We start from the raw sequence: 23,204 nt of genomic DNA, 5'->3' as shown, positions 1-23,204 counted from the left end.
CGTCACCGGTGTTGCCTGGCCTTCCCCCGCGCCCGCATCGCCTCCTGCCGTGCCCTGCCCCGTTCGGCGGCATCCGGCGCGGTGTCCTCCCGGGCCGTGTCGGTGAGGTGTTCGGCCATCGCCCTCACCGTCGGGTGCCGGAACAGGTCGATCACGCTGATGTGCCGGTCGAACTCGGCCCGCAGCTGCTCGCACAGCCGCACGAGCAGCAGCGAGTTGCCGCCCGCGTCGAAGAAGTTCTCCCGTGCGCCGACCGTGCGGCCGAGGACGGAGGTCCACGCGCGCGTGACGGTCTGCTCTGCGTCGGTGAGCGGCAGTTCCTCGCCGGCCTGGTCCGGCGTCTCCGCCAGCAGCCGCAGGATGCCGTCCCGGTCCGGCCGGCCGCCGGCCAGCACGGGCAGGGTGTCGACGGCCTGCACGCGTGCCGGGACCGTGTAGTGCGGGAGCCGTTCGGCCAGCCAGTCACGCAGGCCGGTCGCGGACGTCCCCTGCCGCACGACGGCCACCGCGTTGTCGCCGTCGAGCGCGCACGCCCGCCGCACGGCCGGGTGGGTGAGCAGGGTCGACTCGACCAGGCCCAGGTCGACCCGGCCGGCCCGCCGGAGCACGTGCAGCGTGCCGTCCGGGGCGCGGCGGGCGAGGTCACCGGTGGCGAAGATCCGGGTGTCCGGGTCTGACGGGTCGGGTCCGAACGGGTCGGGTCGGAACCGGGCGGCGGTCTCGTCGGGCTGGTCGAGGTAGCCGTGCGCGAGGCCGTGTCCGCCGATGTGCAGCTCGCCGACCACGCCGGGTGGGAGCGGGCGGGACCGGTCGTCCAGCACGTACGCCCGTACCCCGGGCAGCGGTCGGCCGTTCACGAGCGCCACCGACGTCTCGGCGGTGGCGTACAGGTCGACGAACTCGCGGTCCGGCAGGGCGGCGCGCAGTGACGCCGGCGGTTCCGCGCCGGTCGTGACGATCGTGCGCACGGCGTCCGGCAGCCGTCCGGCGACGTGCAGTTCGACGATCGACGACGGGGTGTCGAACAGGGCCGGGCCGGAACCGAGCGTACCGCCGTGGACCAGCGGGGCCAGGACCTCGAACATCGTCGCCGCCCCGGTGAACGACCCGGACATCGACCACGAGGTGATGTCGTCCCAGCGCAGGGAGTTCGCGAACGCCCGGTGCCCGACGACGACCGCACGGGGATCGTCGCCGGCGGTGTGCAGCACGAATGCCGCGTCGGCGGGCGTCACGGCGGACGTGACCTCACGGGCGGGCCACGGTTCCCACCGCAGCACGGGCGTCGGCGACGACGCGAACACCGGCTCGGCCCGTTCGTCGGCCAGCACGACCGCCAGGCCGCAATCCTCCGCCATGGCCCGCAACAGGTAGCCGGGCAGCGCGGGGTCGAGCGGCACGCACACCCCGCCCGCCGTCAACACCCCGAGCACGGCGGCGGGCAGCGCGGCCGACTTGGCCACGCACACCCCGACCCGGGGCCGCGCACCGAACCCGTCCAGCCGCCCGGCGACACCGGCCACGACCTCGGCCAGCTCGCGGTAGGTCCACCGCCGGTCGGCGTCGACCGCGACCGCGTCCGGCCGTTGCGCGACCTGCCGCGCGAACAGCTCGTGCACGCACCGCTCCACCGGCCCGGCCAGGCTCGCGCGCTGGTCGACGCCGGCCGCCCGCAGCTCCGACACCCGGAGGTCGGGGTTCTCCCCCACCTGCCGGAGCACGACCTCCAGCCGCTCCAGCATCGAGTCCACGACGGCCTCGTCGAACAGGTCCCGCCGGTGGTCGAACACCGCCTCCAGACCCCGCGCGGTCTCCAGCAGCCCGATGCTCAGCTCGACCTTCATGCTGTCCAGCCCCATGTCCCGCCGGGTGAACGTCGTTCCGCCGACGGCCTGCGGCGCGGCCTCCACGTCGTGGCTGAACATCACCTGGAACAGCGGGTGGTAGCTGGGGTCGCGCACCACGGCGAGCTTCGCCAGCACGTCCTCCAGCGGCAGGTCCGGGTGCTCGTGCGCGTCCAGCACGTCGTTGCGGACGCGGCGCAGCACCTCGGCGAACGGGGGGTCGTCGCCGAGTTCGGTGCGCAGCACCACCGGCTTGACCAGGTACCCGATGAGCCCGGTGTGCGCCGAGGTGTCCCGCCCGGACAGCGCCATGCCCATCAGCACGTCGTCGTTGCCGTAGTGGGCCAGCACGACGTCGCAGGCGGCCTTGAGCGCCATGTACGTCGTCGCCCGCCCGCGCCGCCCGACCTGCCGCACGCGGTCCAGCACGTCGGCCGGGATCAGCCGGGTGCGGCGGGCCGACCGGTGGTCGGTGGTCATCGGGCGCGGCCCGCTGGTGGGCAGGTCGATCACGTCCGGGGCGCCTGCCAGCCGGCGGGTCCAGTAGTCGCGGTCGTCGCCGGCGGGCGGCAGGTCGCCGAACCGCACGGGCAGGTCCGGCAGCGCCTCGCCGCCGTACAGCGCGACCAGCTCGGCCGTGAACACGTCCAGCGACAGGCCGTCGACGGCGATGTGGTGGACGTTGACCACGAGCCGGTGCCGGTCCGGTCCCAGCCGCAGCAGCAGGACCCGGAACGGAGGCCCGGCGGCCAGGTCGAACGGCTCCTGCCCGAACCGGTGCCCGGTCTCCTCGTCGCCGTCCACCGCGGCCGGCTCGATCGGCACGACCGGTTCGACCACGTGCGCGCCGTCCTCGACGCGGGACCGCAGCGGCTCGTGCCGCCCGACGATCGAGGTCAGGCACCGGCCGAGCAGGTCGACGTCCAGCGGGCCGTCGATGTCGACCGCGAACGGGTGGTTGAAGAACGGGTCGCCGGGCCGGATGCGCGACAGCGTCCACAGCCGCTGCGCGGCGGGTGACAGGGGGAACCGGTCAGAGCCCACTGGTCGCCTCCACGCGGGTCGCTCGACGGACGGGGATCGCGAACACCAGGGAGCACACCAGCAACGCCAGGCCCGCGTAGACGATGGAGTCGGCGATGCCCGGCCACGACGCGGTCAGCCCGCCCAGGGCCACCCCGACGACCATGCTGCTGATCATCACCGAGTTGAGCAGCCCGACGCCGCGACCGCGCAGCACCTCGGGCAGGTCGCGCAGCACGGTGTTCGCGATCGGTACCTGGAACAGGCTGGACCCGAGGCCGGCGATCAGGCACCAGACGACCACCGACGCGAACCCGAGCTGGCCGCGCAGCCACTCCGTCGGCGCGAGCGCCACCAGCGACAGCCCGAACAACGCCACGGTGACCAGCAGCAGCCCGCGCACCGGGTACTTGCGGACCATCATCGGTCCCAGCAGCGCGCCGAGCACGGCTCCGCCGCCGAACAAGGCGTGCGCGAGCCCGTACTCGGCGGGCGGCAGGCCGAACACGGTGAGCAGCTGGGCGTTGAAGTTGGTGGTGAACAGGCCGAGCACGATCATCATGGGCACCAGGAACGCGAACAGGAACCGCAGCGTCGGCACCCGCAGCACCTCGCGCAGCCCTTCGCGCAGCGCCGCCCAGTACTTCTGCGGCGCCCCCGTCGAGACGGGCACCTCCTTCAGCACGCCCATGCTGCCCAGCAGGACCGCCGAGACCGCGAACGTGGCCGCGTTGATCACGAGCACGGCGGGCACGCTGCCCAGCGCGATCAGCAGGCCGCCCAGCGCCGGGCCGACCAGGTTCAGGGTGTGGTTGGTGCTCTGGAACAGCGCCACCGCGGACGGGATGCTGTGGTTGCCGACGATCGCCGGGATGGCCGCGATCCGCGCGGTCTCGAAGAACGTCTTGCCCAGGCCTTCCAGGAAGATCAGCGTGAGCAGCAGCCACGACGAGTTCAGCGCCGGGATCATGGCCAGCACGATCACCACCCGGGCCAGGTCGGACCCGACCAGCAGCACCCGCTTGGGCAGCCGGTCGGTGAGCGGACCGGCGAACACCCCCAGCACGCCGGTCGGCAGCAGCTGCGCGATGATCACCAGCGCGATCAGCGCGGCGGGTGCGTCGGTGAGCGTCGCGGCGACGTAGATCAGCGTGATCCGGGCCATCGCGTCACCGAGGAACGACGCCACCACCGCGAACCAGTAGCGGATGTAGGTGCTGTCCTTGAGCAGTTCAAGCATCCGGCGTCACCTCGTGCAGCAGGGCCGTCAACGACTCCACCAGCGGTGGCCGCATCACGGTGTAGTGGTTCCCGGGCGTCTCGCGCACGTCCAGGTTCGCCGCCAGGGAGTGCCAGGTCCGGAACGGCTCGCGCGACTCGTCGGCCGCGTGGATCAACGTCACCTTGCCGCGCAGCGGTTCGGGCCGGTAGGCCCACAGCAGCCGCAGGTTCGCCACCCACAGCTCCAGCACGGCCCGGATCTGCTCGCGGCCCGCGTCCGGCGGCAGGTAGTCGCCCGCGCGGGCGATCGCGAGGAGGTAGTCCAAGTGCTCCTCGTCGGTCATCGCCCGCAGGTCGTCGAGCGTGCGCCGGCCGTCGAGGTAGTCCCACTGCAGGTTGGCCGCCACGGCTTCGACGATCTGCGCCCGGTCGGGCTCGGAGCCATCGGATTCGGGACCGTCCTCCAGGGCGGGCGGGTGCGACTCGATCAGCACGACCGACACCTCGTCCCCCTGTTCCTCCAGCACCCGGCCGATCTCGTAGGCGTTCGCGCCGCCGTAGCACCAGCCGGCCAGCGTGTACGGCCCGCTGGGCTGCACCTCGCGGACCAGGTCGGCATAGGCGTGGGCACGTTCCTCGAAGGTGGTGAACGGCGAGTGCCCGTCCACCGGCGGCGGTGACGCCAGCGCGTACAGCGGCCGGTCGGCCGGCTCCAGCAGCTTGGTGAACGGCATGTAGCAGACGACCTCGCTGCCGGCCGGGTGCGCGAAGAACAGCGGCGGCACGTCGGTCCTGCCGGCCCGCAGCTCGATCAGGTGCGCGCGCTCCTCCTCGTGGTAACCCTCGCGCAGCATCCGCGCGAACCGCTCCACGGTGGCGCCCTGGAAGATCGCGGCCATCGGCAGCACCTGCCCGAACCGGCGCTCGATCTCCGCGATCAGCCTCAGCACCAGCAGCGAGTGGCCGCCCAGGTCGAAGAACCGGTCGTGCAGACCGATCGGGCCGGTGCCGAGCACCTCCTCCCAGACCCGCGCCACCTCCAGCTCCACCGGGTCGCGCGGGGCCACGTAGTCCTCGCGCCGTTCGGCGGACGGCTTGGGCAGCGCCCGCCGGTCCACCTTGCCGCTGGTCGTCAGCGGGAACCGGTCCACCGTGACGACGGCGGACGGCACCATGTAGTCCGGCAACGACTCGCGCACCAGCGCGCGCAGTTCCTGCGTCGGCAGCGCGGGGTTGTCGGTCTCCACGTACCCGACCAGCCGCCGGTCGCCCGGCCGGTCCTCGCGCACGACGGCGACCGCGCGCCGCACGTCCGGGTGGTCGGCCAGCCGCGCCTCGACCTCGCCCAGCTCGATCCGGTAGCCGCGCAGCTTCACCTGGCCGTCGTCGCGCCCCAGGAACACCAGGCTGCCGTCGGCCCGCTGGCGGACCCGGTCGCCGGTGCGGTAGAGCCGGGCGCCGGGCCGGCCGGACAGGTGGTCGGGCACGAACCGCTCAGCCGTGCCCGCCGGCCGGCCGCGGTAGCCGCGGGCCACGCCCGTGCCGCCGAGGCACAGCTCGCCCGGCACGCCCACCGGCACCGGCGCGAACCGCTCGTCCAGCACGTACGCCTGCGTGTTGGCCAGCGGTGTGCCGATCGAGATCACGCCGTCCTCAAGCCGCCAGGCGGTGGACCAGATGGTGGTCTCGGTGGGTCCGTAGACGTTCCAGGTGCGCCCGACGGCGAGGTGGTCGGCCAGTGCGCGTGGCAACGCCTCGCCGCCGACGATCGCCCGCAGCGTCTCGCCGTGCCGCCAACCGGCCTCCACGAGCAGGTGCCAGGTGGCGGGGGTGGCCTGCATGACGGTCGCGTCGACGTCGGTCAGCAGCGCGGCGAGCGCCCGGCCGTCCTGTCCGTGCTCCTTGGTCACCACGACGCACCGGGCGCCGGTCGCCAGCGGTCCGAACAGCTCCAGGCCCGCGATGTCGAACGACACCGACGTGACGGCGGCGAGCACGTCGTCCGCGCCCAACCCGACCTCGTCGGCCATGGCGAGCAGCAGGTTCACCACACCGCGGTGCGGCACCTCGACGCCCTTGGGCCGCCCGGTGGAGCCGGACGTGTAGATCACGTACGCCAGCCGCTCGCCGTCCGGGTCCGGCGGCCGGTAGTCGCCGGACCCGGCGGGCAGTTCGGTGAGCACGAGCAACGCGCCCGCGTCTTCGACCATCTCCGCGCGGCGGCGTTGCGGGTGGTCCGGGTCCAGCGGCAGGTAGGCCGCGCCGGACATCAGCACGCCCAGCAGCGCCACCACCAGGTCGCACGACCGGGGCAGGCACACCGCCACCACCGCGTCGGGACCCGCGCCGCGTTGCTGCAGCAGGCCCGCGACCCGTTCCGCCTCGGCCACCAGTTCCCGGTACGTCAGGCTGCGGTCGCCGCAGGTCAGGGCCACGGCACCGGGGGTGCGGGCGGCCTGCCGGCGGACCAGTTCGTCGACGGTGAGGTCGGGCTCGCGGTCGACGTCGGTCCGGTTCCACTCCACGAGCTGCCGGCGTGCCTGGTCGGCGTCCACCAGGGACAGCTCGCCGACCGGCCGACCGGGGTCGGCGACGGCCTGCTCCAGCAACCGGGTCAGCTGCCCGGCCATCCGGACGACGGTGGCCTCGTCGAACAGGTCGGTGTTGTACTCCAGCAGCCCGAGGAACGCGTCCCCGCCCAGCGCCTCGTCATCGAAGAAGCCGAGCGTGACATCGTCCTTGGCGGTGTGGTTGTCCAGCAGCAGCGATTCCTGGGTCAGGCCGGGCAGCTCGCCGCGCTGCTCGTGGTGGAAGTCCACGAAGATGAACGTGGTCTGGTAGATCGGGTTGCGGCTGGGGTCGCGGTCCACGTCCAGTTCGTCCAGCAGCACGCCGAACGGGATGTCGTTGTAGTCGAACGCGCCGTACATCGTGGCGCGGGCGGAGGCGACCAGCTCGCCGAACCCACGGTCTGGCTCGACCCGCACGCGCAGCGGCAGCATGGTGAGGAAGTAGCCGATCAGCGGCTCGGTCTCCGGACGGCTGCGGGTGGAGGACGTGGTGGCCACGATGATGTCGCGTTGACCGGTGAGCCGGTGCAGCAGCAGTTGCCAGGCCGCGAGCAGCGCCACGTTGACCGTGACCGACTCGCGGCGGGCGAAGTCACGGATGGCGGCGGTGAGCTCGCCGGTGAGCCGGAACTGGTGGCGTGCGCCGTTGAACGTCTGCACCGGGGGGCGAGGCCGGTCGGTCGGCAGCTCCAGCACCAGCTCCGCGCCTTCGAGGTGCTTCTTCCAGTACGGCAGGTGGCGCTCGGCCACCTCGTCCTCGATCCACTTCGGCTGCCACTCGGCGTAGTCGCCGTACTGGATGGCCGGTTCGGGCAGCTGCGGCGCGCGTCCGGTGGTGAACGCGGTGTAGTACTCGACCAGCTCGTCGGCGAAGATGCCCAGCGACGCCCGGTCCCACACCACGTGGTCGACGGTGCCGACCATGAGGTGGTCGCGGTCGTCGAGGCGGTAGAGCGTGACCCGGAACAGCGGCCCGGTGGCGATGTCGAACGGCACCCGGATCTCTTCCTCGGCCAGGCGCAGCATCTCCGGCTCGTCGGGCACGTCGACGTGGCGGATCGGGACGTCCACGGTGTCGTGCACGACGGCGACCGGTCGGTTGTCGGCCAGCTCGTAGGTGGTGCGCAGCGACTCGTGGCGCTGGACGAACGCCGTGATCGACCGCTGCAACGCGGGCGCGTCCAGCTGGCCGCGCAGGCGGGTGGCGAAGAAGATGTTGTACGCCGGGTCGGTCGGGTCGAACTGGTGGATCAGCCAGATCCGTTCCTGGTCGAGCGTGAGGCGGTGGGTCCGGCCCGGCGCACGGCGGGCGATCCCTTGTTGCACGGCGGGTTCACGGCGCAGCCGCTGGTCGAGCAGCGCGCGCTGCGCCGGGCTGAGCTTGGCCAGCCGGTCCGACAGCTCGGTCACGGTCGGGCTCCTCGGTAGCGGTCCTTGAGCTCGGTCAGCCGCCGCAACCCGGCCAGCACGGTCTCCGGTTCCAGGCCGAAGTCGACCAGGCACGCGGCCTCGTCCACGCCCAGGTCCACCAGGTCCTCCACCAGTGACTCGCCCTTGTCGGGCGTGCCCAGCAGCGCCAGGCTCTCGAAGTAGCGGTCGAAGGTCGCGGCCAGCATCGCCTCGCGGCCGGCGTCGTCGAGCTCGTTGTACCGGCTGTCGAAGTTGCCCTGCTGGGCCAGGAACGTCCGCAGGTAGCCGATGAGCGGCTCGCGGACCTGCTCACGCACCTCGTCCTCGTCCGCGCCGAGGAACGTGTGCACCATCGCGGTGACCCGGCCGTCGCTGTGCCCGGCCTCCTTCAACGCCTCGCGGTACGCGGTGATCTTGTCCCGCAGGTCGGCGGGCCGCTGGGCGACCAGGCCGGTCAGCACGTTCGCGCCGATCTCACCGGCCCGGACGAACGTGTCGACGCTGCCCTGCGAGGAGATCCACAGCGGCAGCCGGGCCTGACGCGGCCGGGGCAGCGTGCGGACCGGCACGCCGTCGATGTCGACGGTCTCGCCGGCCCACAGCCGTTGCACCAGGTCGATCGCCTCGAACATGTCGTCCTTGCGGCTGGCGTACCGGGCTCGGCCGCCAGGTGCGATCACGAAGTCGTCGGGGTGCCAGCCGGACGCGCACGCGATCGCCACCCGGCCGCCGGACAGGTTGTCCACCACCGACCACTCCTCGGCCAGCCGCACCGGGTGGTGCAGCGGCACGGCGACGCTGCCCGCCCGGATCTGGATGTGCTCGGTGCGCACCGCGATGGCGGCGGCGAGCACGGACGGGTTCGGGTACAGGCCGCCGAAGTCCACGAAGTGCCGTTCCGGCACCCAGATCGCGGAGTAGCCGTTGCGGTCGCCGTACTCGGCGCTGTCCAGCAGCAGCCGGTAGTTGTCCGGCCGCTCGACCGAACCGTTGCCGGAGAAGAAGAACAGGCTGAAGTCCATGGTGCTGGAACCACGCCGGGTGCGGCGGGGCGGTTTCGGCGTCGGCCGCGCGGTCGGCACCTTGACGTCCCGTTCCCGCATCGCTCGTTCCAACGCCTCGCGCTGCGTCGGGCTCAACGACCACAGCCGCTCCTGCAACCGCCGGAGGCGTTCGTCAGTCATCGCCCTCACCCCTCAGCCGCGCCTCGACCTCGTCCGGGGACAGGTTCTCGATCTCCCGCAGCAGCGCGTCGAACTCGTCCAGCCCGATCGACTCCGCCTGGTGCGCCCGGATCGCGGCGGCCAGGCCGGTCACCGTCGGCGCCTCGAAGATCGCGCTCATCGGCAGGTCGCCGTGCAACCGGCGGAGCCGGGAAACGATCTGGATGGCGAACAGCGAGTTGCCGCCCAGCTCGTAGAAATCGTCGTCCGGGTCGATCCGGGCCACGCCCAGCGTCTCCTGCCAGACCGTCGCCACGCCGCGGGCGACCTCGTCGTCCGGCCAGACCCGCGCCGGGTCCCAGTCGGCGTCCGCGCTGCCGCCGCCCAGTGACGCCACGAACGCGGACGCGGTCAGCCCGTCCCTGGCCGCCAACGCCTCTTGGAAGTCCACTGTGGATACGATCAGGCGGTGGTGACCGGCGGCCAGCGCGGCGCGGGCGATCGCGACGCCCTCGGCGGCGGTGATGCCCTCGGTCAGGCGCTGGCGGCGGAACCGTTCGCGCACGTCCGGCAGATCGGCCATCTGCTGTTCGAGCCAGTCGTCCCAGGCCCACTGCGCCCAGTCGACGACCAGCCGGCCGCGGGCGGGCGCGAAGGCGTCCAGGAAGGCGGCCGACGCGCAGTTCTCCACCTGCCCGAAACCGCCCAGGACCCCGGTGGTGGACCCGCAGAGCAGCACGAAGTCCACGTCCGGCAGCAGTTCGTCCAGCAGCAACGTGGTCGCCACGTGCGCGGACAGCACTTCTTCGGCCTGCTCGCGGGTCTTCAGGGCGATGAGTCCCGCGCCTCTGGTGTCCGCCGCGTGCACGACACCGCGCACGTCGTGCTGCCGGGCCACGTCGGCGAGGTGTTCGGGCTCGGCGGTGACGACCTTCGCGCCGGCCTTCGTCATGTCTTCGACGAACGCCCGGCCGAGTTCGCCGTCCGCGCCCGTCACCAGGTAGGTCGCGCCTTCCTGCCACGGCTGGGCGTCCGGCAGCTCGACCGGGGCGTAGGACCGGGTCCAGCGTCGGCCGCCGCGATAGGCGACCTGGTCCTCGCGTTGGTCGGCGGACAGCTCGGCGAGCAGGTGGTCGACCAGTCGTCGCCGGTCCTGGTCGTCCCGGGGCAGCGTCACGTCCACGCAGTGGCACGACACGTGCGCGTACTCCTGCGCGATCACGGTCGCCGCGCCGAACACGGTCGCGCGCTCCGGGAGGATCACCGGGCCGATGTCCTGGAGGTCGTTGGTGAGCACGTCGATCCGGACCGGGTTCGAGCCGAGGCCCCGCACCACGGCCAGCAGGCTGTGGAAGCCGTCGTCCTGGCTCGTGCGGTATCGCGCGGCCGCGTCGGCGTCGTGGTTCGCACGGACGCTGCGCGCGTGCACCACGCGGTCCGGCCGCACGTCCGGCACCTGGCCACCCGGCGGCACCACGGTGACCTGGCCCGGCAACTCCGCGGCGAGCGCGTCCGCCACGCCGAGGTCGTCCGCCAGCACGAGCCACTCGGCGGGTTCGAGCGGCGCGCGTTTCGGCGGCGACGGCAGCCACACGGGGGCCGACGCCCACTGCGCCGGTGCCCGGCGGCTCGCCTTCTTGACCGGTTCGACCAGGTGTTCACGGCGTTCGAAGGGGTAGGTGGGCAGCGGGACGCGCAACCGGCGTTCGCCCGCGTGCAGGGCCGCCCAGTCCACCTGGCCGCCGTGCTCCCAGACCGACGCGACGGCCTCCAGCGCCGTGCGCCCTTCCGGTTCGCCGCGTCGCAGGGTGACCGCCGTGGCGGGACGCGCCGGGTTCGCCCGCGCCAGTCCGCTGAGGACCGCACCCGGACCGACCTCGACCAGCACGGCGTCACCACGCGCCAGGATCGCGCTCAGACCGTCCGCGAACCGCACCGGCTGCCGGGTGTGCGACACCCAGTACTCCGGGTCGACGGCCTGCTCGTCGGTGATCCAGGTGCCGGTCACGTTCGACACGAACGGCAGCCGCGGCTTGGCCAGGGCGGCGCTCCGCAGCGCCTTCCTCAGCTCCGGCAGGACGGGGTCGACCATGGCGGTGTGGAAGGCGTGCGACGTCGGCACGTCCTTGACCACCAGACCCTTGCCGGTCAACAACTCGCGAGCCTCGGCGATGGCGTCCTCCGTGCCCGCGACCACGCACGAGCCCGGTGCGTTCACCGTCGCGACGCTCACCAGACCGGCCAGCTCGGCGCCGGCGGCGGCCTCGTCCAGCGGCACGGCCAGCATCCGGCCGGGCGGCAGGTCCTGCATCAGCGTCGCCCGCGTCGCCACCACGCGCAGCACGTCCGGCAGGTCGAACACCCCGGCCAGGCACGCGGCGACCAACTCGCCCAGGCTGTGCCCGATCATGGCGTCCGGCCGCACGCCCCACGACTCCAGCAGCCTGGCCATCGCGTAGTCGACGCTGAACACCGTGGGCTGCGTGCGCAGCGTGGACCGCAGGTCGTCACCGCGGAACGCGACCTCGCGCACGTCCCAGCCCAGGTGCGGGCGCAGCAGCGCGGCGCACTCGTCCATCGCGTCGCGGAACACGGGCTCGTCCCGGTACAGCTCCTCGCCCATGCCGGTGTGCTGGCTGCCCTGGCCGGGCAGCAGGAACACGACGGCGGGTTCGCCGGCCTCGGTCCGCAGGGGGCGGGTCAGCGCGCGGACGGCGGCGTCCCGGTCGTCCACGACCACGGCACGCCGGTGGGTGAACGGCACCCGTCCGACTTGGAGCGTGTACGCGGCGTCGGCCAGGTCGACGTCACCGGCCAGGTGGTCCGCACCGGCCAGGTGGTCGGCCAGCCGCCGGGACGCCTCGTCCAGGGCCGCCGTGGTGCGCGCGGAGACCGGCAGCACCTGCCACCGCCGCAGGGGCGGGTCGGCACGCGGCGCGGGTGCGGCCTGCACCACCACGTGCGCGTTCGTGCCGCCCATGCCGAACGAGCTGATCCCGGCACGCGGCGGGTGCGCGGCGTCGGGCCACGGCGCCGGCTCGGCGTTGACCCGGAACGGCATCGCGTCGAGTTCGGGGTTCGGCCGGGTGAAGTGCGCGGTGGGCGGCACGACCCCGCGCTCCATGGCCAGCGCGACCTTGATCAGCCCGGTGACGCCCGCCGCCGCGTCGAGGTGGCCGACGTTGCCCTTGACCGAGCCGAGCAGGCCCGGTTCCGCCCGGGACCCGAACACCTCGGCCAGCGCGCGGGCCTCGATCGGGTCGCCCAGCGGGGTGGCGGTGCCGTGCGCCTCGATGTACTGGACGGTGTCGGGGTCGACGCCCGCCAGGGCCAGCGCCTCGCCGATCGCGGCGGCCTGCCCGGCCGTGGACGGCGCGGTGAAGCCGATCTTGTCCGAGCCGTCGTTGTTCACCGCCGAGCCGAGCACCACGGCGTGGACGTGGTCACCGTCGCGCACCGCGTCGGCCAGCCGCTTGAGCACCACCACGCCGACGCCGTCACCGGACGCGGTGCCGGTGGCGTCCGCGTCGAACGGGCGGCAGCGGCCGTCCGCGGAGTGGATGCCGCCCTCCTCGTGCAGGTGGCCGCGCGGCCCGAGCAGCCGGATCGCCGCGCCGCCCGCCAATGCGAGGTCGCACTCCAGCGTCAGCAGGCTCTGGCACGCCAGGTGCAGCGCGACCAGCGACGAGGAGCACGCGGTCTGCACGGTCATACTCGGTCCGGACAGGTTGAGCTTGTAGGACACCCTGGTCGCGGCCATGCTCGGGTCGTTGCCGATCCGAACCTGCATCGGGTGCACGAAATCGTTGTCCGCCAGGCGTTCGATGAGGTACGTGGCGGCCGAGATGCCCGCGAAGACACCGGTGCGGTCGGCCGGTGACGGGTGTCCGGCGCGTTCCAGCGCCTCCCAGGCGCACTCCAGCAGCAGCCGCTGCTGCGGGTCGGTGACATCGGCCTCGGTCCGGGTGAGACCGAAGAACTCCGCGTCGAACAGGCCGAAGTCGGCCAGCGTGTGCGCACTGTGCACGTAGGCCGGGTCGTCGACCAGGTCCTGGGGCACGCCGGCGGCGAGGAGTTCGTCGGCGGTGTAGTGGCTGACCCCATCCGTGCCTGCCACCAGCATCGACCAGAACCGGTCGAGGTCCGGCGCGCCGGGGAAGCGCCCGCTCATCCCGATGACCGCGACGCCTTCGAGTTCGTCGTTCATGACCTGCGCTCCAGGGCCTTGGCGCACAACCGGATCGTCGGCTCGTCGAGCAGCAGCCGCAGCGACGCGTCCACCCCGAGCCGTTCCCGCATGGTCGCGGCGACCTGCGTGGCCAGCAGCGACTGGCCGCCCAGGTCGAAGAAGTCGTCGTCCAGGCCGATCTCGTCCACCCACAGCGCCTCGGCCCAGATGGCCGCGATCGCCCGCTCCAGCGGTGTGCCGGGCGCGGCGAACGGCTCGGCCAGGTCGGGGCGCGCGTTGTCCGGGTCGGGCAGCGCCTGCCGGTCGACCTTCCCGTTGGGCGTCAACGGGAACCGGTCCAGCCGCACGAACGCGGCGGGCACCATGTACTCGGGCAGCGTGCGCTTGAGGTGGTCGCGCAGGTCCGGCGCGGTCTCGCCGACCCAGTAGGCGATCAGCCGCCGGTCGCCGGACGGGTCGGCCGGGGCGGTGACCACCACGTCACGCACGCCGGTGTGGCCGCGCAGCGCGGCTTCCACCTCGCCGAGCTCGATCCGGTGACCCCGGATCTTGACCTGGTGGTCGAGCCGTCCGGTGTACCGCAGGTCGTCACCGACCACGCGGGCGGTGTCGCCGGAGCGGTAGACCCGCATGCCGGGCCGGTCCGGGTCGGGGACGTAGCGTTCGGCGGTGAGCGCGGGCCGGCCGAGGTAACCACGCGTGACGCCGGTGCCGCCGACGTGGATCTCGTGGTCCACCAGGGTGATGGACTGGCCGGGCAGCGCGCCGCCGATCATGCTGCCGGGCGCGGTGCCCACGTCCTCGGCGGTGACCACCCGGAACGTCGAGTGCACGGTCGTCTCGGTGATGCCGTACATGTTGACCAGCAACGGGTTCCGGTCGCCGTGCCGGTCGATCCACGGGCGCAGCGACTCGAACCTCAGCTCCTCGCCCGCGAACACCACCACCCGCAGGCTCAGGCCCGTGGTGTCGAGGTCGACCAGTTGTCCGAACGCCGACGGTGTCTGGTTGAGCACGGTGACCGCGTGCTCCCGCAACAGGTCCCGGAACTCCTCGGGCGACCGCTTGATCCGGTCGGGGACGACGACCAGCGTGCCGCCGTGCAGGAGCGCGCCCCACATCTCCCAGACCGAGACGTCGAACGCGGCCGAGGCGAACATCGTCCAGACGTCCCGCGGCCCGAACTCGAACAGGTCGCGGGTGGCGGTGAGCAGGCCGATCACGTTGCGGTGCTCGACCATGACGCCCTTCGGCCGCCCGGTGGAACCGCTGGTGTACATGATGTAGGCGAGGTTGTCCGGCCCGAGCCCGTCGACGGCGGGCGGTGTGCCCGGCCCGTCGTGCACGTCGGGGTGCACCGTGTGCTCGGCGCGCAGGTCCACCGAGCCGTCGCCGATCAGCACGGTCGCGCCCGCGTCGGCGATCATCGCGGCGAGTCGGTCGGCCGGGTGCGCGGGGTCGAGCGGCAGGTAGCAGCCGCCCGCCTTGAGGGTCGCGAGCAGGGCCGTCACCAGGTGGGTCGAGCGCCGCACGCACACCGCGACCGGCGTTTCCGGTCCCACGCCGAGCCCACGCAGGCGGTGGGCCAGCCGGTTGGCCCGCAGGTCCAGTTCACGATAGGTCAGCCGGTCCGTCCCCGAGACCACGGCGACGTCGTCGCCACGCGGTCCCACCTGCCGCTCGAACCACCGGTGGATGCAGTCGCTGTCGCCGGACAAGGTGCGTCCTCTCTGCGCCGGGCCGTTGTCGACGCACGGGAAAAGATCGGCCGGACTCCGGGCGCGGGCGCGCCGCCCAAGCCCCGTCCACACCGCGGAATGTCGGAGGTGCGCGTGAAATAGAACCCCAGGAACGCACACCGAATAGGTCTCACAACCGGCGCGGACCAGCCGGAACAAAACAACGTGTCCGCGTTACCCCGCCATCCGTGCTAGCCGGTCATCCGGGCCGACACGCCTGCCGGGCGCATGTCGGTCCACACCTGGTCGATGTAGGCCAGGCACTCGTCCTTGGGTCCGGTCACGCCGACATCGGCCCAACCGACCGGAACATCCTGGTCCGCAGGCCAGATCGAGTACTGCGCGGCGTCGTTGCGCACGACGCCATACCCGTGTTCCCCCATTTCGCCCCCTTCGCGGCCCGCTTACCCGGATCGACCCCGGTCAAGTTCCCGCTCGACGCGGCCGGGTTAGGTGCCGCACTTCGGAGCGTGCACCACCCGCACAGTCGGAGTCAACCCGTCTGCGGACGGCAAGCGGATGAGGGCGGTGATTCCACGTGAACGACGAAAGGTGGCGGCAAAAGGGCGCTCAACGCGTCCGACCTCGACTGGAACGCGAACGACAATCCGGCCTGCCTGACGAATTAATTGAGAACCCTTCGCGAGCGTCCCGACATCCGAGCGATTCTCCTCCCGAAGAGACAGATACCCGTCGGAATTTCACCTATCGCCAGTAAAAGCCCGACGCGGCGTCGGACACGGCGCCGCCTGGGCAAGGTCCGTTGGCTGGTCGAACGCACCTTCGACCAGCTCAAGGACTTCCGACGACTTCGCGTCCGACCGAGCGCCGAGCCGACATCCATCACGCAATGCTCAGCCTGACCTGCTCAGTCAGCTTCCTACGGAACACAATTTTGAACTACTGCTGATCGAGACCGCCGCGAAACGATGCGGCGTTCGGTTCGCGCTCGTCGCCTGTCACCGCCTCGTTCCAGGAACTGGAGCACACTGCCCAACGCGCAGGTCAGACCGCATGGCTGACTTCGGGCTCCCCACACGACGCCGGTGGAGGTGCATCGGGCGAATCGGACTCCGGCTTCAGTCGTACTTGTCCTGGTTGAGGAAGCGGGCGAAGCCGCGCCACGAGTTGGGCCCCATCACGCCGTCGATCGGACCCGTGTAGCCCCACTGTGAGGCCAACCGCTGCACCGCGGACCACGTGTTGCGTCCTGGCACGCCGTCGATCGGACCCGTGTAGCCGTAGGCGCGCATGGCCCGCTGCAACGCCATGTACGTGTAGACGCCGGGCGCGCCGTCGATCGGGCCGGTGTACCCCCATTCCACCGACAACCAGTTCTGGGCCCGCTGCCAGAACACCGTGCCCGGTATCCCGTCCTGCTCGGTCGACGTCTTCGGCAGTTTCGGCTGTCCGCCGGGCGGCGTTACCACGTCGAACGCGCCGGGACGCGCCACGTTGAGGTCGACCCGCATCCCGCCCACCGAGCCGTTGGACGTGTACTGGTGCGCGCTCCACGTCGGGTACGCGCCGCCGAGGTTCGGCTCGCCGGGATAGGAGCCGTCGTTCGCGCCCCACGAGGCCACCCACAGCTTCGTGCCGGTGGCGATGGTGCGCGACCACGTCCCCGACCGCAGGTCGGCCGCGCCCATGTAGAGCCACGGCACGTGGTCGCCGACGCGGTCGTGCACGCGGGTGAAGAATGCTGCGACCTCGGTGTCGTTCCACAGCCGGGTCGAGTCGTCCAGCACCTCGTTGTCCAGCGCGAGCACATCGCCGCGCCGGTAGTCGTGCAGGTGGTCGGCGAAGTAGTCGGCGGCGTGCACGGGTGTCGAGAAGTCGCCGGTCACCCAGTAGTGGCCCACCCGAAGCCCCGCGGCCCGTGCCCCGGCGATCTGGGTGCGGTAGTGCGGGCTCGTATAGGGCCCTTCGTCGAGTTGCGAGCCACCGGCCTTGACGATCGCGAACCCGTGGCCGTCGGCGCGGACTCGGGTGAAGTCGATCCCGGCCTGCCAGGTGGCGACGTCGACGCCGCTGACCACGCCGGGCGGTATGGGGGTCGCGACGGCGATAACCGCCGCGACCAGTGCGTGAACAAGCACCGCATCCCCTTAGTCGTACTTGTCCTGGTTGAGGAAGCGGGCGAAGCCACGCCACGAGTTGGGCCCCATCACACCGTCGACCGGACCCGTGTAGCCCCACTGCGCGGCCAGTCGCTGCACCGCCGACCACGTGTACCCGCCCGGCACGCCGTCGATCGGACCCGTGTAGCCGTACCCGCGCATGGCCCGCTGCAACGCCGCGTAGGTGTTCACCCCCGGCGCACCGTCGATCGGGCCGGTGTACCCGTGCTCGATGCGCAGCCAGTTCTGTGCGCGCTTCCACATGATCGGACCGGGGACGCCGTCCTGCGCGGTGGTGGTCTTCGGCAGGCCCGTGCCGCCACCCCCGCCGAGGTAGATCAGCGGGTCGATCCGCGTGCCACTCGGGTTGATCATGTGCCAGTGCAGGTGCGGGCCGGTGGACGAGCCCGATCCCGGTGCTCCGGCCGCGCCGCCGGACAGCCCGACGACCCCGCCCATGGCTACCCGCGAGCCGTCGGCCAGCAGGAACTGCGACAGGTGCATGTACTGGGTCCGGTAGCCGTTGTCGTGCTGGATGGTGACGGTGTGGCCACCCGAGTCGTTGTACGGGATGGTGGTCACGACGCCGCCGCCCGACGCGGGTAGCCGCGTGCCGACGGACATGCCGTAGTCGATGCCGCCGAACGAGCCTCTGTTGAGGTGGTCCTGCCAGGTATCGGTGATCGTGTAGCCGTTGAAGGGGTTGTAGAAGCCCGGGACGGCGGCGAGGGCCGAGCCCGCGCCCACTCCGACCGCGGTGACGACACCGGCCGCTACCGTTCCGTGTAACAGCGTCCGTCTGCTGATCCTGTCGTTGGTCATCGAACGACTCCCGCGTTTCGAGGGGTGTGTCATGCCGAACGTAGGGGCGACGCGGACCGCTGCCGTGGTGTGTTCGACCGACGGCCACTTGGCGGGTGGCGCAGCATGTTCACCCGACTACGATGCGCGCGCACGACCTGTGCTGCTCGAAAGTCGTCGTCGCCGAAGGACACCGAACTGATCGTGCTGCGTCACGAGAACGCACTACTTCGTCGAGGAAGATCCTCAAACGCCAAAGATTTGTTGCCCCCTCCCCCGCGAGGCGCCGTCCCGACTGAAGGCGGCAGCTCGCCCTGACGCACAGCCGCACCTCGGCGAACCCCGCCCTGCATCGGGGGTCGTGCCGAGCGCGGTGTCAGCGCCATGGCTGTCACCTCACGGGCGTCGTGCGGCCAGGCCGTCGAGCATCGCTTCCAGGCCGTAGTCGAACGTGTCCTGGTCGGAGTTCTCCTGCGCCGCGGTGAACGCCGCCACCAGGCGCGGGTACGGCGCCGCCGCGGCCAGGGTCACCGGCTTCAGGCGTTCGGTCCACTCCTCTTCCGTCAGTCCGCTGCGGGCCAGTGACGTCAGCCACGCCGCCTCGCCGACGCCGGCGCCGATGACGTAGGCGAGCAGCACGGACAACGCCTTCTCCGCCGCACCCGGCGAGAACCCGGCCTTCTCCAACAGGCCGAGCATGTGGTTGCTCAACCGCATCACGTTGGGGCCCAGGTAGGACAGCCCGATCTGGCCGAGCACCGCGGCGACCCACGGGTGCCGCTTGATCATCTCCCGCACCGAACGGGCACTGATGATCAGCCCTGCCCGCCACTCGGCATCGGGTGAGGACTCGCCGACCTCGCCGTAGACCTCGTCGATGGCGAACTCGATCAGCTCTTCCTTGCTCGCGACGTGCCGGTAGAGCGACGTCGCGCCCGCGCCCAGCCGTTTGCCCAGGTTGCGCATGCTCAGCGCCTCCAGGCCGTCACTGTCCAGCAGCTTCACCGCCTCAGCGACGATCTGCTCCCGGCTCAGCGCCGGCTGTTCGCGGCCCCGTCTCGGGCGCGCCCACACCGACGGGATGTCACTCGTCATGCGCCCACCGTAGCGCACGGCGTTCGCTCTTGCGCCATCGTTCGCATCGTGCGTACAGTGTTCGCAAGAGGGCACGATGTACGCAGGCTGAACGCCGGCCTTGCGCTCGCAAGCCTCTGAGATTCGCGAACACCCGACACGGCAAAGGACGCCATCATGAACACCACGCACTGGCAGAAGCGCCTCGACGACCTCCGCGCCACCTACCATGTACCCGGCGCCTCGCTCGCCATCCTGGTGAACGGCGAGGTCCACGAACTGGCCAGCGGTGTGCTGCACCGGGGCACGGGGGTCGAGGCCACCCCGGACTCGGTCTACCTGCTCGGCTCCATCGCCAAGGTCTACACCGCGACCCTGGTGATGACCCTGGTCGAGGAGGGCAAGCTCGACCTGGACGCGCCGGTCGTGGACGTCCTGCCCGAGTTCGCCACCGCCGACCCGGAGGCCACGCGGACCATCACCACGCGCCAGCTGCTCACCCACACCAGCGGTCTGACGTGCGACTTCATGCACGACGGCGGCCGAGGCGACGACTGCCTCGCCAACTACGTCGAGGCCGCGAAGGGCGTGGCGATGGACTGCCCGCCCGGGCTCACGGTGTCCTACAGCGGCGTCGGGTACGTCACGCTCGGCCGGATCGTCGAGGTGCTGACCGGCCAGACCTGGGACCAGGCGTTGCGGGAGCGGGTGTTCCAGCCGCTCGGCCTGACCCACTCGATGACGCTGCCGGAGGAAGCGCTGAGCTTCCGGGCCGCGATGTCCCACCTCGGCGAGCCGGGCGCCTACCCGGAGCCCGCACCGGCGTGGGACCTGATCCCCCGCGCGGCCGGACCGGGTGCCCGCGTCATCGCCTCCGCGGGCGACGTCGTCCGGCTCGCCAGGATGCACCTCGACGGCGGCGCGGGCGTGCTGCGGCCGGAGACCGTCGCGGCCATGCAGCAGCGCGCGGTCGACGTCCCGGACAAGTGGACGGTCAGCGCCGACGGCTGGGGCCTCGGCTGGACGCTGTACGACTGGGACGGTCGGTCCGGCTACGGCCACGACGGCGCCGCGGTCGGGCAGTACGCGTACCTGCGCGTGATCCCGGACGCCGGCGTGGCGATCGCGCTGACCACCAACGGAGGCGGCGCCCGGCAGCTGTACGCGGCGCTGTTCCGCGAGCTGCTCGACGAGCTGGCCGGGGTCACGATGCCGGAGCCGTTCGCGCCCGCCGCGACGCCACCCGCGGTCGAGGTCGGCAGGTACGCGGGCACGTACAAGCGGGAAGGCGTGCTGATCACGGTGACCGGGGACGCCCACCTGACCTACGAGTTCGTCGACGGCATGGCGGGCCTCGCGCCGCCGATCGAGGCCGACCTGGTGCCGATCTCCGCGACGGTGTGGGCCGCCGACGGCGCGGGCCCGTCGTTCAGCGAGGGCTTCATGCCCGTGGTGTTCGCCGAGATCGACGGTCACGACTACTGCTACATCGGCATGCGGGCCGCCCCGAAGGTCGTCTAGCGGCGGTCGAGGTGGTCGCGACAGCTTCTCTGATGAGCCTCACACACCAATCGATCACCGTCACGTGGGTTCACCGCCTGCGGTGATGGATCACGATGACGCCCCGTAGACAGGGGTTCGGGACAGGTCCGAACCAGGTGCGGGCAGCCCCAGCTCGGCGATCTCCCAGCGCGCCTGCCCGCCGTCGGCGTCAAGTTGCCTGCGCTACCCCCACTTGTCGAAGAAATCCGTCAGGTCCATCCCGGACAACCGACTGGCGGTGATCATGAAGAGCGTTGCTTGTCGATGTCGGGCACGTCGTCGTCCCGCGTTCGGCCGATCTTGTGCAGTTCGCGGTAGAACGACTCGCCGAAGATCACCCGAAGCTGCTCGAACATGACCAGTCGCTCAACGGTGCACCAGTAGATCTCGTCCTCACCCAGGGGTCGGTTGTAGTCGAGGTCCTCGGTCCGGACCTTGTGGAGGAACGCCTTCGCGCCCTCCCACTCCTGAACGGTCGCGTGTCCGTGACTGTCTTCCGAACCCTTGTGGTGCTGGTGCACCGCGAGGGCGTACAGGTTCACCGAAACCTCTTCGATCGCCGACCAGTCCCAGGTTTCCTGCTGGTGGTGGTGACCGATCTCGTGCCAGGCACCCCAGCTCTGCGGGAGCCCGGCGGGTGTGAGCCAGAACCGGGCGTCGTCACCCGCCGGGAAGCTGACGATCTCGTCATAGGCGTACGGGGAGCTGTCCGCCGTGCCCTCCACGACCGAGTGGCGCAGTGGTGTCGGTCGATCTGTCGGCGATGTGCCGTCCAGTCCGCTGATCCTCTCCTCGATCCCCACGATGCCGTCGTAGGCGTCCAGGACAGCGCCGGGGTACTGCCGGACGTGCGAGCGGATGGTCGTGGTCCTGGCGGTCACGATGGTCCGCGCGCTCACGAGTTGCGCGTACGGCGAGGTGGTCTGGTCAAGCGTCCGGCGCCACCGGTTCTCGTCGGCGTTGTCCGTGGTGTAGAAGGGGATCGGTTCCGCGGCCGCCCCGAGCTTGACCACCACGCGCGAGTTCGGAAGTGTGCCGCCGGCACCGTCCACCACATACCGAACCGACAGGACGCCGCCCAAAGGATCGGTGATCCTGGTGATACCGGTGTTCAGCGGGTACGTCCTCGGTTCCTTCCCCGGCCCCTCCTGGGTGTCGTGCTCCACCAGGCCCGGGACACCGACCATCAACTCCAGCGTACTTCCGCCGCGAGCACCGGACGGGTAGCTGTGCACGGTGAGGGGCCGGTGCGGTGGGAGGTAGAAGCCGATCGGCTGGAAGTCGGCTCTCCGGAACGCCGCGCGCAACCGTTCCCGCTCCGAGCCCGCCGACGGCAGCGCAGTCAACGTCAGGATCCTCGACAGTCCGACACCGGGAGCGCCCGGCACCTCCACACCGACCGTCTGCCCTGCCGCAACAGGTGCCGGTGACGCCAGAGCGGTAGCCGGCGTCACCAAGCCGACCAACACGACGGCCACGGCCAGGAGCGGTCCGCCGATCAACCGCGAAGCCGTGTGGAATACCCCCATCTGCAATCGCCTTCCCGAGGTCAGGGACTCATCGCGTTCCGCAGCAGTCTCACCCTCCTACCGGGACGACCGGTCCGGGTTCACCCGACGTGACCGCGAGACCCACTACCAGGCTGGCGCAGTCGTGCCGGTGCAAGCGAATGGTGACGGACGATCCGCCGAATACGGGCCGCAGCGGCGGTGCTGGACGACGGAGACCGTTGTGGACAGTCGCGGGTTCACCCCGCCGGTGTGGCGGAATCACCGGCAACCGTCCGGAGTCGACACACCGGTCGCCTCCGACACCTCGTCGGTCAGCACCCGGCGGCAACCGCCGTGCAGAACCACCTCTCGATCAGGGGTGTTGCGACGGCCAGTTGGATCCGCCCTCGCCACCGCGGTCGCGATCGCGTCGGTGACCAGCTCGGCGTCGATGTGATCGGCGACGCTGTGGTCGAGTGCGCTGCGGGAGTGCCCGCTCCGTCGTAGCCGCCGACGGCCCCAGCGTGACGAGGTCCGAGTCGCCGTCACCCATTTCGAGCAAAGACAACTCACCTGAACTAACGGATGTCACCGTTGCGCCGTATTCGTCGACCCACCGTCGCCGGCCTGTGCAGGCCGTGATTACGAAGTGTGGCTGAAGCCACCATTTGTCACCCATACAGGCTACTCGGCGCTGAGCAGAATCGAGTCTCGCCAGCGCGGCTGACGAGAAACCCGAGCTCGCGTGCGGTTTTCCCGTTGATTTGGAATTTACGGCGGACGAGTACGTGCCATCCGAATCCGGATCCTTCCCGACACACCCATAGGGCAACCACGAAGAAGAGCTCGCCAACAGGATCCGTCAATACTGGACAAATCACTCCGAGTACCTGTGCCGCGGAGAGGGGGGCAGCGTCGCGAGCAAGCCGTCAACAGGTGCAGTGCGGACAGGACCGGCGAGTGCGGACGCCGCTGTCGCGCATGTGCCGCGATCGTGGACTACCCGCAGGACGGGTTC

At 71.3% G+C, this 23,204-nt stretch carries 12 protein-coding genes and 1 pseudogene; 2 read left to right on the top strand and 11 right to left on the bottom strand.

The genetic code is table 11. From position 1 onward, the window contains the following. Positions 1–2: 2 nt before the first annotated feature. The 7 genes from AB0K14_RS26255 to AB0K14_RS26225 all read right to left on the bottom strand — a co-directional run bounded on the left by AB0K14_RS26255 (position 3) and on the right by AB0K14_RS26225 (position 15,542). Positions 3–2,888 (bottom strand): condensation domain-containing protein, encoded by a 2,886-nt coding sequence (locus tag AB0K14_RS26255; RefSeq protein ID WP_360462971.1) that lies wholly within the window; start codon positions 2,886–2,888, stop codon positions 3–5. Further along, complete coding sequence (locus AB0K14_RS26250; protein ID WP_360462968.1) at positions 2,878–4,107, bottom strand: MFS transporter; 1,230 nt, start codon at positions 4,105–4,107, stop codon at positions 2,878–2,880. The genes AB0K14_RS26255 and AB0K14_RS26250 overlap by 11 nt, the downstream gene beginning before the upstream one ends. Next, a complete protein-coding gene (locus AB0K14_RS26245; protein WP_360462965.1) occupies positions 4,100–8,068 on the bottom strand; it encodes an amino acid adenylation domain-containing protein in 3,969 nt (1,322 codons plus the stop codon). The genes AB0K14_RS26250 and AB0K14_RS26245 overlap by 8 nt, the downstream gene beginning before the upstream one ends. Continuing rightward, on the bottom strand, positions 8,065–9,252 hold the full coding sequence (locus AB0K14_RS26240; RefSeq protein ID WP_360462962.1) for a MupA/Atu3671 family FMN-dependent luciferase-like monooxygenase: 1,188 nt from the start codon (positions 9,250–9,252) through the stop codon (positions 8,065–8,067). Before AB0K14_RS26240 ends, AB0K14_RS26245 begins: the two co-directional genes overlap by 4 nt. Continuing rightward, positions 9,245–13,438: a beta-ketoacyl synthase N-terminal-like domain-containing protein gene (locus tag AB0K14_RS26235; protein ID WP_360462959.1), complete on the bottom strand. Its 4,194-nt coding sequence runs from the start codon at positions 13,436–13,438 to the stop codon at positions 9,245–9,247. Before AB0K14_RS26235 ends, AB0K14_RS26240 begins: the two co-directional genes overlap by 8 nt. Then, positions 13,435–15,138 (bottom strand): amino acid adenylation domain-containing protein, encoded by a 1,704-nt coding sequence (locus AB0K14_RS26230; RefSeq protein WP_360462956.1) that lies wholly within the window; start codon positions 15,136–15,138, stop codon positions 13,435–13,437. Before AB0K14_RS26230 ends, AB0K14_RS26235 begins: the two co-directional genes overlap by 4 nt. Positions 15,139–15,350: 212 nt before the next feature. After that, positions 15,351–15,542: an MbtH family NRPS accessory protein gene (locus AB0K14_RS26225; RefSeq protein ID WP_360462952.1), complete on the bottom strand. Its 192-nt coding sequence runs from the start codon at positions 15,540–15,542 to the stop codon at positions 15,351–15,353. A gap of 366 nt (positions 15,543–15,908) precedes the next feature. Between AB0K14_RS26225 and AB0K14_RS26220 the strand changes: the two are divergent. Then, positions 15,909–16,069: pseudogene (locus AB0K14_RS26220) on the top strand (transposase); the annotation flags it as partial. 169 nt (positions 16,070–16,238) lie between these two features. On the opposite strand, the gene AB0K14_RS26215 reads toward AB0K14_RS26220, so the two are convergent. The 3 genes from AB0K14_RS26215 to AB0K14_RS26205 all read right to left on the bottom strand — a co-directional run bounded on the left by AB0K14_RS26215 (position 16,239) and on the right by AB0K14_RS26205 (position 19,175). Continuing rightward, positions 16,239–17,258 carry a GH25 family lysozyme gene (locus AB0K14_RS26215; RefSeq protein ID WP_360462950.1) on the bottom strand — a complete coding sequence of 340 codons (1,020 nt, stop codon included), beginning with the start codon at positions 17,256–17,258 and terminating at the stop codon, positions 16,239–16,241. 9 nt (positions 17,259–17,267) lie between these two features. Next, positions 17,268–18,101 carry a peptidoglycan DD-metalloendopeptidase family protein gene (locus AB0K14_RS26210; RefSeq protein WP_360462947.1) on the bottom strand — a complete coding sequence of 278 codons (834 nt, stop codon included), beginning with the start codon at positions 18,099–18,101 and terminating at the stop codon, positions 17,268–17,270. A gap of 375 nt (positions 18,102–18,476) precedes the next feature. Beyond that, entirely contained in the window at positions 18,477–19,175 is a 699-nt protein-coding gene (locus AB0K14_RS26205; protein ID WP_360462944.1) for a TetR/AcrR family transcriptional regulator, read from the bottom strand. Positions 19,176–19,331: 156 nt separating this feature from the next. Between AB0K14_RS26205 and AB0K14_RS26200 the strand changes: the two genes are divergently transcribed. Continuing rightward, on the top strand, positions 19,332–20,675 hold the full coding sequence (locus tag AB0K14_RS26200; protein WP_360462941.1) for a serine hydrolase domain-containing protein: 1,344 nt from the start codon (positions 19,332–19,334) through the stop codon (positions 20,673–20,675). Between the two features lie 263 nt (positions 20,676–20,938). Here the strand turns inward: AB0K14_RS26200 and AB0K14_RS26195 are convergent, their stop codons facing one another. Next, entirely contained in the window at positions 20,939–22,042 is a 1,104-nt protein-coding gene (locus AB0K14_RS26195; protein WP_360462939.1) for a M60 family metallopeptidase, read from the bottom strand. Positions 22,043–23,204: the final 1,162 nt, after the last annotated feature.

It is taken from the genome of Actinosynnema sp. NPDC050801 (assembly GCF_040673975.1).
Lineage (GTDB): Bacteria > Actinomycetota > Actinomycetes > Mycobacteriales > Pseudonocardiaceae > Actinosynnema.
This window is presented reverse-complemented; position numbering and strand designations above follow the sequence as displayed.

Coding starts and splice junctions, on each gene's coding strand:
- AB0K14_RS26250 (WP_360462968.1), bottom strand. CDS start 4,107: ATGCTTGAACTGCTCAAGGACAGCACCTACATCCGCTACTGGTTCGCG.
- AB0K14_RS26240 (WP_360462962.1), bottom strand. CDS start 9,252: ATGACTGACGAACGCCTCCGGCGGTTGCAGGAGCGGCTGTGGTCGTTG.
- AB0K14_RS26235 (WP_360462959.1), bottom strand. CDS start 13,438: ATGAACGACGAACTCGAAGGCGTCGCGGTCATCGGGATGAGCGGGCGC.
- AB0K14_RS26225 (WP_360462952.1), bottom strand. CDS start 15,542: ATGGGGGAACACGGGTATGGCGTCGTGCGCAACGACGCCGCGCAGTAC.
- AB0K14_RS26210 (WP_360462947.1), bottom strand. CDS start 18,101: ATGACCAACGACAGGATCAGCAGACGGACGCTGTTACACGGAACGGTA.
- AB0K14_RS26205 (WP_360462944.1), bottom strand. CDS start 19,175: ATGACGAGTGACATCCCGTCGGTGTGGGCGCGCCCGAGACGGGGCCGC.
- AB0K14_RS26200 (WP_360462941.1), top strand. CDS start 19,332: ATGAACACCACGCACTGGCAGAAGCGCCTCGACGACCTCCGCGCCACC.